Here is a 12930-nt window from a genome sequence, read left to right on the forward strand (position 1 = left end):
CATTCGTTATAGATATTCACCGCAAATACTTAATACTTCCTGTTATTTCCAAATCTTTAGAATCATAGAACTCTGCAGGTTTGCTCTTCTGCATCACCTGTTTTGCAAGTTTTCAGTACGGTAATGTAATGGGAATCAGACTTTAAACTAGCCCTGGCGATGAATTCAACACAATTGAATGTCACAATTTCGGACGAAATATCGCTTCATAACTGCAATTGGGATTTAACAAAATTATTATTATCTAAATTAAGTCAAAACCGCTTCTTTTGAACCAAACTTAAAGCTCCTCTGCACACTCAAAAGAAATTTTTTTTAAAATTTCTTCAATGGGTAGACCCATCACATTGTAATAAGAACCTGCTATTTCTTTCACAAAGCTATCCCGAACCTTCTGAATGCCATAGCCTCCGGCCTTATCAAATGGATCTCCTGAATCAATATAATCTTGGATTTGTTGTTTACTGAGTTCATGGAAAGTAACTTTCGTGGTTACACAATCGACATACAAGCGTTGTTCCGGTAGAAAGATAAGCGCAAATCCTGTGTAAACTTCATGTGTCTTGCCACTTAACATAGTCAGCATGCGGTAGGCATCTTTTGCATCCTGTGGTTTTTCCAGAATGTGACTTTCATAAGCCACCGTAGTGTCTGCAGCCAAAATTAAATCAGTGCTTTCAATTGAAATTTGAGGCAAAATTGCTTGAGCTTTTTCTCGTGCCAAACGCGTTACGTAAGCTTTGGCGCCCTCACCTTTTTCCTGAATTTCTTCAATGTTGGCAGGCATTACTACAGCAAATATTCCATGCTCTTGCAATATTTGCAAGCGCCTGGGAGAGGAGCTGGCAAGAAGTATCTTTAATGAATGTTCCTGTTTCATCAATAAATCTCGATTCAATTGTTTTAAAAGCAGTATAGTAACCATTCGGAAAGAGTTTGCATACATGAGGTTTTTTTTAAATCAGGTCATTCCCTAACGATTGCAACTTCCTCTAGAAGTTAGATGCATCAAAAACAATCTTAAGAGAATAAAAATTAAGAGATTGTCCATTTCTTGCCAGGATAAAGGACAATAAGAAATACAGGGATTTGCATCCACTTTCCACAAAGTTATACACAGTTTTTGGGGATAACTAAGGATTGTGAAATGGCAGCTTGCTCTTGAATCATCTAGAGTTAGCGCAAATAAAATGCTAATGAATGGATTTGGTGGCAGGCAGGAAAATAAAGTTATCCACAGATAAAATCGGATGAGGATTAAGCAGAGCTATGATAATTGAAAAATTGTGAATGTGGTAGTCTTGACTTTAGATTTCGAAATAATTTTTATTGTTCTATTGTGAGCACAGCATCGGTAAGCCATACCAGCTTTCGCAAGTATACTCAAGTCCATGCCTAAGGTGAGATTAACTCAGTTATTAGCGCATTTTGAAGCTAATGTTTGCATTCCCAATGCCTATAAGTTTTCGAGATGGAAATAAATCTCTCTTTAAACAGCGTTTAGGTAACATTAGCTTCAATATTGAATCCTTTTAGAGTAGTTCGCTTTGTTTAACGACGCGATCAATCTCAAGAAGGTTTTCGATTAAAGCTTTCATTTTATCTAAAGGCCAACTGTTTGGGCCATCGCTTAAAGCCTTATCGGGGTCTGGATGAGTTTCCATAAAAATCCCCGAAATCCCTGCAGCCACAGCCGCTCTGGCCAAGGCAGGTACGAACTCTCTTTGCCCCCCAGAAACTCCATTATTTCCACCCGGCAACTGCACCGAATGGGTCGCATCATAAACCACCGGACATTCCGTTTCTCTCATAATCTGTAAAGAGCGCATGTCGGAAACCAAATTATTGTAGCCAAAACTTACGCCACGCTCACAAACCATAATCTGCTCATTGCCACAATCCTTAGCCTTTGCCACCACATGTTTCATTTCCCAAGGTGCCAGGAATTGTCCTTTTTTAATGTTAACTGGCTTATTCATTGCTGCGACTTTCTGGATGAAGTTAGTCTGCCGACATAAAAAGGCCGGGGTTTGCAAGACATCCACCACACTGGCAACCTCCAGCAATGGCGTATCCTCATGCACGTCCGTGAGCACAGGTACTCCCACATCCTTTCTGACTTTTTCGAGAACCATAAGGCCTTTCTCAAATCCAGGACCACGATAACTGGTTAAGGATGAGCGATTGGCCTTATCAAAGGAAGACTTATAAATAAATGGCACATGCAATTGGGCACATAATTCTTTTAAATAGCCTGCTGTTTCCAAAGCCAGTACTTCACTTTCAATGACACAGGGGCCTGCAATAAGAAACAAGGGAGAGTGAATCCCTACCTCAAATCCACATAGCTTCATACGGTTTCCTTTTGTTGATGAGCTTGGCGGGCAGCCAACACAAATTGTTCAAATAACGGATGTCCATCCCGCGGTGTCGAAGTAAACTCCGGGTGGAATTGACAGGCGACAAACCAGGGATGATCCTTAAGCTCGATCATTTCCACCAAACTACCATCGGACGAGCGCCCTGAAATAATTAATCCATGCTGGGTTAATTGCTCAAGGAATTGATTGTTCACTTCATACCGGTGGCGATGACGTTCGATGATCTGCGGTTTTTTATAAATTTTGTAAGCCAGAGAATTGCTGTCCAACTGACATAATTGAGCACCAAGGCGCATGGTTCCGCCTAAATCAGAGTGTTCATTTCTGACGTTAATTTTGCCGTCAGCCGCCATCCATTCACTGATTAAGCCAATGACTGGATAAGCGGTGTTTTTATCAAATTCAGTTGAATTTGCTCGCTCCAAACCTACAACATTCCTTGCAAACTCAATGACAGCCGTTTGCATGCCAAGGCAAATACCCAGGAAAGGAACGTTGTGCTCGCGAGCGTATTGAATGGCTCTAATTTTTCCTTCTATCCCTCGCTCACCAAACCCCCCAGGAATTAATAAGGCATCAATGCTGGATAAAAATTCCACACCATTTTTTTCAATTGATTCGGCATCAATGTAAACGATTTCTACTTTGGTTTGTGTATGGATTCCAGCATGAACTAATGCTTCATTGATTGATTTATAAGCGTCGTTTAATTCAGTGTATTTGCCAACCATCCCTACTTTGACAGTTCTCGTTTGAATGGCTTGCGCATCAACTACTTTCTGCCATTCACTTAAATCAGCGGCTTTGATATTAAGCCCCATTTTTTTAACAACAATTTCATCCAGTCCTTGCTCGTGCAAAATCATGGGGATTTGATAAATACTTTGCGCGTCCTGTAAAGAAATTACCCCTTCCTGTTCAACATTAGTAAACAGGGCAATTTTAGCCCGATCACTTAAAGAAAGCGGTTTTTCCGAGCGGCATATTAAAATATCGGGTTGAATTCCAATGGAACGTAGCTCTTTCACGGAATGCTGTGTCGGTTTGGTTTTGGTTTCTCCCGAGGTGGGAATATAAGGCACCAGGGTCAAATGGATGAATAATGCCCTTTGGCCACCCAACTCAATCCGCATTTGTCGAATGGCTTCAAGAAAGGGCAATGATTCAATATCCCCAACGGTTCCACCAATTTCCACCATGGCCACATCGAAGCCTTCAGCCCCCTGCTGTATGGATTTTTTAATTTCATTGGTGATGTGCGGAATGACTTGGACCGTACCTCCTAAATAATCGCCACGACGTTCTTTTTTAATGACCGTCTCATAAATTTTACCTGAGGTAAAATTATTCCTTTTGGTCATGGTTGTGCGTACAAAGCGTTCATAATGGCCAAGATCAAGATCAGTTTCAGCTCCATCATGGGTGACGAACACTTCTCCATGTTGGAAAGGACTCATAGTTCCTGGATCAACATTGATGTATGGATCGAGTTTAATTAGCGTGACGCTTAAACCTCGAGCTTCAAGAATTGCTGCTAAAGACGCCGAGGCAATACCTTTTCCTAAAGAGGAAACAACCCCGCCGGTGATGAAAATATAATTTGTCATAGTTGACCCCGTTTGGAATGTTCTTCCACCCAAAAAAAGGAGGAGAAACAAATTCATATAAACGGGATTTAATTGTATCAAAAGGAGAACAAAAATAACATATAATTTGCAAAATCATTCCAAAGAAATGACTTTGTGCTTTAAATAAAGCAGATTTTCTTGTGATTGAAAATCTGCTCACTTAATTTACTGGCTCAGTACGCGCTCCAGATTTTCTAAAATGTGTTGCATTTCAATGGCACAGTCTGCGGCATCTCTGCCTTTGTGGCCATGGTTTCCTCCCAAGCGGTCCCAAGCCTGTGCATCATTATCAGTTGTTAAGATCCCAAACACTACGGGAATATCATAATCCAGGGAAACACGCTGGCAACCATTGCTTACCTGTTCACAGACGTAATCATAGTGGCTGGTTTCACCGCGAATAACCGCCCCTAAAGCTATAATGGCTTTAACTTGCTTGCTTTTGGCCAATCTCTGGGCAATGAGGGGGATTTCAACAGCACCTGGAACCTCAATGATGCAAATATCTTCTTGTCGAAACCCTCGTTCATTTAAGCGCTCTACAGCTCCTCGTTGCAATTCTTTAGTGACCTCTTGGTTAAAACGACTGACTACAATGGCCACCGGAAAGGAACATTGTTCTTGATTACCATCTACTTTTATATGTTTCATGCCTTCCCTCCCCTTCTACTCAACGGCCAAAAGATGGCCCAGTTTGAGCTTTTTGGTTTTTAAATAGTTCAAGTTTTCCTTAGTGGGTTGCGCCATTAAGGGAATGCGTTCAATGACCTTTACACCGAATTTTTCAATAGCCTCAACTTTTTTGGGATTGTTGGTTAGCAAGCGAATAGCCTTTAAATCAAAATGCTTCAGTATTTGATAAGCTATGGCATAATCACGATTATCGGCTGGAAAACCCAGTTGAAGATTGGCTTCGACCGTGTCATAGCCTTGCTCTTGCAAAGCATAAGCCTTTAACTTATTGGCCAAGCCAATTCCACGCCCTTCTTGACGCAAATAGATTAAAACGCCCCCTTCCTCGGTCAATTGCTGCATGGATTGTTGCAACTGAGCCCCGCAATCGCATTTGCAAGACCCAAATACGTCTCCTGTGATGCATTCGGAATGAATGCGTACCAAAGGAACTTTGTTCGCCACTTTGGGCGGTTTAACCAAGATAAAATGCTCCAGTGAGTCCAATTGGTTTTCAAAGGCCGTCATTGTGAAGTCACCATACTGCTGGAGAGGAAGTCTTGTGGTGGCGATCTCTTGGATCAAAGTTTCTTTACGAATTCGATATTCAATTAAATCTTTTATGGTCACCAGGGGGAGGTTGTGTTCTTTGGAAAACTGAATCAAATCATCTCGACGACTCATGCTGCCATCGTCTTTAATGATTTCACAAATCACTGCAGCCGGAGTTAAACCTGCCAAAGTAGCCAAATCCACACTGCCCTCTGTTTGCCCCGGGCGCTCAAGAACCCCTTGGGGACGAGCTCGTAATGGAAAAACATGCCCAGGGGAGATGATGTCCTCTGGGCCACTGTCTGCTGCGATGGCGGTGCGAATGGTGTGCGCCCGATCGCTCGCTGAGATGCCTGTAGCGACGCCTTTTGCTGCTTCAATTGAAATGGTAAAGGCCGTACCGTAGGGGGAGCGATTATGAGCAGCCATCATGGGTAAATTCAATTTATCAACCAACGCGCCGGCCATTGGCAGGCAAATCAATCCTCGGCCATAACGTGCCATAAAATTAATGGCCTCGGGGGTGACATGGTCCGCAGCGATGACCAGATCACCCTCATTTTCCCGATGTTCATCATCGATTAAGATGAGCATACGCCCAGCTTTTAGGGTCTCGATGGCTTGCTCAATGCTTGCGAAAGGACTGCTGCTCATGCTTCTACCTCATTTTTCAATTGTCCCGTCATCTTAAGCTGATGAGCCACGATACGAGTCAGATAATCAAATTCAACATTTATGCGTTGACCGGGATTGAGTTGGCCAAAGGTAGTTTTTGCTAAGGTATGTGGAACCAGCATGAGTTTAATTCGTTCATTGAGAACTTCATTAATCGTTAAACTGATTCCATCCAAGGTGATGCTACCTTTAGGTAAAAGATAAAGGCCAGCTGGAGCCTGAAAATCACCAACAACAATTTCCACATACTCAGCCGCTTTTGTCTTTTCTATTAATCGGGCCGTAGTATCTACGTGTCCGCTGACATAATGTCCCCCAAAGCGGGCCGTCACAGACATGGCACGCTCCAGGTTAACTCGATCCCCAGCTTTTAACGCTCCAAGATTTGTTAATGATAGAGTTTCTGGTGACACATCGAAAGCCAGATTTCCATCTTCATTTGGTACTAAAGTGAGGCAAACCCCATTTACGGCGATGCTTTCTCCAATCACAAGTTGCGAAAAAGTGGATTTAATAATCAGGCGATTGGCAACATCAACCCGTAAATTAGCAATGACTTGGCCTTGCTCTTCCACAATTCCGGTAAACATCAAACCTCCCAATCCAGACAGGCAATTGCATTGTCTTCTTTAATTTGCCATGAAACGGTTTTATTTCGTGCAAACAAAGCATTCCCATGAAAAGCCGGAGTGGTTTTTTCACCCAAAATCTCTGGAACCAGATAAAGAAAAGTACGCTGTACCAAATTACGTTGATGCAGAGCAGAAAACAACTCCCCCCCAGCTTCTACCCAGACATCATGATAGCCCATAGCACCAATGTGCTTAATGATGGCCTCCAAATCCAGGCGATTGTTTATGCTGGGTATTCCGTGATAACTACAATTCGGCAGGGATTCCTCAGCTGAGTGCCCTTCATCGTGAAAAATATGACAATGCCTGGCGTTTTTTAACGCCCTGGCTTCTGGAGATAAAAGAAGGCGGCGATCTAAAATAGCCAGAGGTTTACCAAACTCCTCATCTTGCAAGCGTACGTTGAGCATGGGATTGTCTGCGGCAATGGTTTTTGCAGTGGTGAGAATTAGGTCTGTGTGCTTGCGGTTTAAATGGGTGAATGTTTTACAGGCAGCATTTGAAAGATGACAGGGCGCACCCTGTTCTCCTGCAATTTTACCATCAAAAGTCTGCGCGAGCTTAACCGTAATCCAGGGTTTTTTTGTCATGATCCAGTAACGATAACTTTGATAAAAAGAATCAATCTCCTGTAGAGGAAAATGCAATACCTCAATGCCAGCCTGCTCTAAAATTTTAGGCGTATCGTTGGCCGCTACAATTGGATTTGGATCACAAAAGCCAAAAATCACCTTGGAAATTCCATGTTCTATGATGGCAGATGCACAAGGCGGAGTTTTCCCCCAATGATTACATGGCTCTAAAGTCACATACAAACTGATGTCATCCAAGCCTTTTGGAATTTGTTGCAAGAGTAATTGTTCGGCGTGTGCTTTCCCAGCGCCTTGATGCCAGGCTCGAGCAATAATTTTACCGCTACGTACTGCAACAGCCCCAACACTTGGGTTGGGCGCGCACAGTCCTCGTCCAAGCCAGGCTTGTTCGAGGGCAGCCAGCATAAAATCCTTGTGCATAGTTAAATCGATATTTAAAAATCCCAATATGATAACAAATTATTCAATTTATGAGTAGTCCTATCTCATTTCGCTACGGCATTGGGTTTGCAAAAAAACCACATGATCCTTGTATTTATTGGAAATATCAATCAGGGCAACAGCTTTGCTGCGAATTGAGCCATGTTGTGGCTTGATTTATTATTCCCGTTGCTTTAATTCTCCTGTTATACTGATTAAATTTCAGATTCATCCAGCACCAAGCAAGCTTATGAAGCTATTTCACTCATGGACATTAGCATCCTTCTTTAACCGCTGCATGGTTTGGCTTGTAAGTGCTTTGTTGATGGTTCAACCTTTTTCCCAAAAGGCTTTTGCTTTTTCCCCTTATTCAACTCGAGAGCTTGAAGAACTGGAAAAGGAATTTATTCAGCTGATTAATCAATCAGAAAGCGTAGAACGAAATCCCTTAGCTAATCAATACATCAACCATCTAGGCAAAAAATTAGCCCATTTTGCCCATATTCCCACACCCAGTTTTTTTATTGTCAAATCAAACGAAATCAATGCTTTTGCAGGCCCCGGTGGATATATTGGCATTAATACGCAACTGATTTTAGCCACTGAAAATGAAAGCGAATTAGCAGCGGTTATGGCCCATGAAATTGCTCACGTTCGTTTGCATCACTTGTACAATATGATTCAGCATCAGAAACAAATGCGCATTCCTATGTTGGCTTCTATACTGGCTTCGCTGGCATTGGGCGTGGTTAACCCTACGCTGGCAAGCGGTGCCCTGATGGCTTCTTTGGGAGGATTTGCCCAAGACAATATTAATTTTACCCGTGCAAATGAAAAAGAAGCCGACCGCATTGGTATTGATATGTTAATTCGCGCTGGATTTGATCCAAGAGCCATGGCAAGCTTTTTCAAAAAAATGCAGGAAAGCATGCGCTATTATTACACGGCAAACATCCCTGCCATTTTGCGCACCCATCCTATGGACGAGGATCGTATTGCTGAAGCCGAAAACCGTAGCGATCGCCTTCGTAGCCCAAAAGTTTCAGACAGCATAAATTACCGTTTATTTAAAGAGCTAATCCGTGTGTCTGTCTCCTCTAATGGCAAGCAATTACTGGATTACTATCAAATTCAATGTCAGAAAAAAAACAGCAGCGCTGCCTGTGAATATGGTTATGTGTTAGCTCTTTTAAACCTTAACCAATACCAGCAAGCTGAAACTCATCTGAGTGTCTTGCTTGCCCAAGAGCCGGATAATTTATTTTATCAAACAGCCATGGCACAAGCGGAGTTAGGCAATAGACAACTCAATGCCGCTTTACAAAGGCTTAAAAACCTGCAAGCCAATTATCCTGAAAACTACGCTGCCCTGATGGCCTATGGTCAAGGTCTCCTCAGTGCAGGTAAAGCCGAACAAGCAGCGAGTGTGTTTTTAAAAGGATCCCGGCAGTTTAAAAAAGATTTAGCCCTTTGCGAAGCCTTGGCTCAAGCGCAATCCGCATCACATCGCAAAGGCTATGCCTACTTTACCGAGGCACAATGTCAACTGCTGCAAGGGCGAAAACGCGAAGCGGTCCGCCAATTAAAACAAGCCAGATTAATGGCAAAGAATGATCAGTATTTACTCGCCAGGATCAATGCCATGATTGATGAAATTAAATTTTTATCTGAGAAGTAATGAATATGCTAAATCGAGAACACATCATCGCCGAAACCAAACAATGGCTGCAATCGTTTGTCATTGAATTGAATTTATGTCCATTCGCCAAAAGAGAAATTGAAAGACACAGTTTAAGAATCGAAATGAGTTCAGCCAATGAGGCACAAACCGCAATGAACGATTTCCTGAAAGAGCTGCATTGGCTTGATGCCGATGCAAGTGTTGAGACCACACTGCTGATTTTTCCGAGAATGTTTAGCGATTTTTACGACTATCTGGATTTTGTGCATTTCTGCGAATTTTTGTTGGTGGAAAGGAATTTTGAAGGAGTGTATCAAGTTGCCAGCTTTCATCCCCTCTATCGTTTCGCTAATGAGCCAGAAACTGAAGTTTCAAATTACACCAATCGTTCTCCCTACCCCATGCTTCATTTGCTACGTGAACACAGTCTTGAAAAAGCCATCGCGTTTTATGGTGACACCGAATCAATTCCTCAAAAAAATATCCAAACCATGCGTAAATTGGGTTTACAGAAAATTCAAAGCCTTCTGCATGCATGCAAAAAATAGAATGCTTGCTTTTAACTTTTTGAAAGACAGTAGTCTTAAAGGCATTGAAACAGTTTAATTTTTCTCACTATTTCGCTCATGTAAGTTCATAAATTTACTTAGATTTGTTTATAAAACTTGTTGTCAACCACTAGTATTCTTGCATTTCTAGCAGAAAGAATTCTTAAGTGATGTTAAAATTATCACTATGATAATAAAGTCGACCAATAGGAATGGACATGCTACACCATTTTATTGAGGCATTTTCCCTTGCCGTCAAAAATCATCCTCAAAAACCAGCAATTTACTTTGGAAATGAAGTTTATAGTTATGAGCAAGTCAATCAATTGTCCAATAAAATAGCTCATGAAATTGCAAAAAATAGACTTCCAAAGGAAACCATTATTCCTTTAGTTTTAGGAAGAACAGCGAATCTCATAATAACCATGGTAGGCATATTAAAGTCAGGGTGCGCATTTTTACCGATCAGTCCCTCTTCTCCTTGTTCAAGAATCGAATACATTCTAGAAGAAACAAAAGCCAAACTGCTCTTTTGCGACACTCCCATTCAATTTAAACTGTCTAATGAGATTAAGAAAATCGCTCCTCAAGATCTGCACCCTAATGCGGAGAGCGACTTTCAACCCAGTTATTTTGGGCATGATTTGGCTTATGTGATGTACACGTCAGGCTCCACGGGCAAGCCAAAAGGAGTGCTGATAGAACACCAGTCTATGATGAACCTGTTTTCGTCTCTGATTGAAACCCTCGATTTAACCGAAAACGAGCTATTCTTAGCCCTTACCGACTATACATTCGACATTTCTTTAATTGAATTATTGATGCCACTAACCCTTGCTGCCTCTGTCGTACTGACCGAACACGGTGTTGTTGCTGATGGAAATAAGATCCGGCAGTACCTGAATACTTTTGACATCAGCTTTATGCAGGCTACGCCTTTAACCTGGGAAATTTTATTAAAAAATGGCTGGATGAATAATGGATTAACAAGAATTTTGGTTGGTGGTGAAAAATTCAAAACAAGTCTTGCTGCAAAACTGCAATATGAAAAGGGGAATATCTGGAATGTTTATGGACCTACTGAAACCAGCATGTGGTCGATGATTTATCATTTAAACAGCCCAATCAGCACGGAATCCGTTCCTTTAGGAGAGCCGGTTGCCAACACCAGCCTAAAATTGGTTTATGAGGAAGGCCATCCCGAGGAAGCCGAACTGTATATTGGTGGATTAGGTGTAGCCAGAGGCTATTTAAATGCGGAAGAGCTTACAAGGACCAAATTCATTCAAGATGATGCAGGACAAGAACGTTTCTACAAGACAGGAGATTTAGTAACCCAAGCAGAGGATGGAACGATTTGTTATATCGGACGCAAAGATGATCAATTGAAATTTGGCGGCATACGCATTGAGGCAGGAGAAATCGAAGCATCTATTGAGCAAGAAATCTTTGTAAAAAAAGCAGTAGTAAAGATTCACGAGCATCATGATTACTACAAAACGCTGGCTGCTTATGTTGAAATTGATGAAGAGTTATTATTTTCCCAGGGTTCACACATCATCAGTGAAGATTCATCCTCATACATGGAAAAGATTTACGATGAAGTTTACCGCCATGCTAAAGAATTTGAGGAAGGTGCCATCAATACCTGTGGTTGGCAAAATTCTTTTAACGGCAAAACCTTCATGGGAGAGGAGCTTTTAGAATCCTATACGAACATCCGGGAATACATTCAGCAGTCTGACCTATCCCATGTGCTGGAAGTTGGATGTGGCACAGGAAGCCTACTGCTGGATTATCTTCCAGATGCCCAACAAGTGACTTTGGTTGAAATATCACAAAATGCAATAGACTACGTTAAGTCAATCGTTCCTAAAGCCCATTTGCATAAAGTGTCATTCAAATTGGAATCGATTATCAATATCCATGAATTAAATCAATACAGCTGCATCATAGTTAACTCGGTTGTCCAATATCTGCCCAATATAAAGTCACTTATGGATTCATTAAGACAACTGATTAAAGCAACCAAACCAGGAGGCGTTTTGCTAATTGGTGATGTGCGTTCCTTAGAGTTGCTAGAGGTCTTCCTGTCCATTAAGCACGCTTGCCATCATCCTGAAAAGAATGAGGTCTGCCCTTCTCATCTCTATTACAAATCAAGAGATGCCGAAATCGTTTTATCTCCCCTTTTCTTTTACGCCTTAAAAGAACAGTTTAAACGGATCAGTTGGGTAGATATCAACGTAAAGCATGGCGATTACTCTAACGAACTTAATTATTTCCGCTATGATGTAATATTGCATATCGAGAAGGAGGTCACACAGGTCGATTGTGAGGTCTGGGGATTTAACGAGGTTAATTCCCATGAAAATTTGCAATCTTTAACAAGGGACAAGACAAAACCGGTTAAAATAAAGAACATACCTTATAATTATTTTGAAAACCTGTGTAAAAAACTCAATGTACATGAAACAAGTTATCTCAACAATTTACTAATCCATACCTCATTGGATGAAAAAAAGAAAGCCCTTGCTTCCTCAATGATACATGACCAATTTGAAGGTTTTAATAAGTTTATTCATTACCACCCGCATGCTCCTCAGAACTATTTAGAAATGCTATTGATTCCAGCTTTAAACAAAACGACTTTGATTCGCCCTATGGAGAAGGAGAAAGTGGACTCCTTTTACGCACATTGCAGAGAACCCTTTAGTCCGTGGCTGCAAAAGTTCTGTTTTGATCATATAAAAATGCATGTTAAGAAGCACGTCATGACCTGGGTTAATCCTTCAATATATATATGGGTTGAAAAATGGCCTCAAACCATTAACGGGAAATTAGATAAAAAGAAACTGTCTTTACCAGGTGCTTACACTTATGACCATGATAAAGGTTCTGTTTTAGCACAGTTGAAGCAGATGTGGCTAAATATAACTGGGGATAATGCATTAATATCGGAAGAATTTTGGACTCATGGGATATCATCCTTATCCATGTATTATTTTTTAGCAACGATCAATGAAACATTCCATCTTCACATGACCTATCATGAATTTCATCAACACAACACCATGGAAAAAGTTGCAGTCTATATTGAACACTTATTAGAAGGGTCCATCGGTCAAAACCAAGAATAAGGAACATG

At 41.4% G+C, this 12930-nt stretch carries 10 protein-coding genes; 3 read left to right on the top strand and 7 right to left on the bottom strand.

What is annotated here, in order from left to right:
• Positions 1 to 280: 280 nt before the first annotated feature.
• From EL203_RS08285 to ribD, 7 genes are all read right to left on the bottom strand, one after another.
• Complete coding sequence (locus tag EL203_RS08285; RefSeq protein WP_058472185.1) at positions 281 to 880, bottom strand: Maf family protein; 600 nt, start codon at positions 878 to 880, stop codon at positions 281 to 283.
• Positions 881 to 1532: 652 nt separating this feature from the next.
• Entirely contained in the window at positions 1533 to 2354 is an 822-nt protein-coding gene (kdsA, locus tag EL203_RS08290; protein ID WP_058470765.1) for a 3-deoxy-8-phosphooctulonate synthase, read from the bottom strand.
• Positions 2351 to 3988, bottom strand: coding sequence for a CTP synthase (locus EL203_RS08295; RefSeq protein ID WP_058470764.1), 1638 nt, complete (start codon positions 3986 to 3988; stop codon positions 2351 to 2353). Before EL203_RS08295 ends, kdsA begins: the two co-directional genes overlap by 4 nt.
• Before the next feature lie 186 nt (positions 3989 to 4174).
• Complete coding sequence (ribH, locus tag EL203_RS08300; RefSeq protein ID WP_058470763.1) at positions 4175 to 4660, bottom strand: 6,7-dimethyl-8-ribityllumazine synthase; 486 nt, start codon at positions 4658 to 4660, stop codon at positions 4175 to 4177.
• A gap of 15 nt (positions 4661 to 4675) precedes the next feature.
• A complete protein-coding gene (locus EL203_RS08305; protein ID WP_058470762.1) occupies positions 4676 to 5887 on the bottom strand; it encodes a bifunctional 3,4-dihydroxy-2-butanone-4-phosphate synthase/GTP cyclohydrolase II in 1212 nt (403 codons plus the stop codon).
• The gene (locus EL203_RS08310) at positions 5884 to 6498 is read right to left on the bottom strand and encodes a riboflavin synthase (protein ID WP_058470761.1); all 615 of its coding nucleotides are present in this window, start codon (positions 6496 to 6498) and stop codon (positions 5884 to 5886) included. Before EL203_RS08310 ends, EL203_RS08305 begins: the two co-directional genes overlap by 4 nt.
• Entirely contained in the window at positions 6498 to 7553 is a 1056-nt protein-coding gene (gene ribD, locus EL203_RS08315; protein ID WP_058470760.1) for a bifunctional diaminohydroxyphosphoribosylaminopyrimidine deaminase/5-amino-6-(5-phosphoribosylamino)uracil reductase RibD, read from the bottom strand. The genes EL203_RS08310 and ribD overlap by 1 nt, the downstream gene beginning before the upstream one ends.
• A gap of 250 nt (positions 7554 to 7803) precedes the next feature.
• Here ribD and EL203_RS08320 point away from each other — a divergent pair, with 250 nt between their 5' ends.
• The 3 genes from EL203_RS08320 (at position 7804) to EL203_RS08330 (ending at position 12922) form a co-directional block, all read left to right on the top strand.
• Positions 7804 to 9231, top strand: a complete 1428-nt coding sequence (locus EL203_RS08320; protein WP_058470759.1) for a M48 family metalloprotease — start codon at positions 7804 to 7806, stop codon at positions 9229 to 9231.
• Positions 9231 to 9782 carry a DUF1415 domain-containing protein gene (locus EL203_RS08325; RefSeq protein WP_232003918.1) on the top strand — a complete coding sequence of 184 codons (552 nt, stop codon included), beginning with the start codon at positions 9231 to 9233 and terminating at the stop codon, positions 9780 to 9782. The genes EL203_RS08320 and EL203_RS08325 overlap by 1 nt, the downstream gene beginning before the upstream one ends.
• Before the next feature lie 218 nt (positions 9783 to 10000).
• Positions 10001 to 12922 carry an amino acid adenylation domain-containing protein gene (locus EL203_RS08330; RefSeq protein WP_058470758.1) on the top strand — a complete coding sequence of 974 codons (2922 nt, stop codon included), beginning with the start codon at positions 10001 to 10003 and terminating at the stop codon, positions 12920 to 12922.
• Positions 12923 to 12930 lie beyond the last annotated feature (8 nt).

The sequence above is a fragment of the Legionella jordanis genome (assembly GCF_900637635.1).
GTDB classification, from domain to species: domain Bacteria; phylum Pseudomonadota; class Gammaproteobacteria; order Legionellales; family Legionellaceae; genus Tatlockia; species Tatlockia jordanis.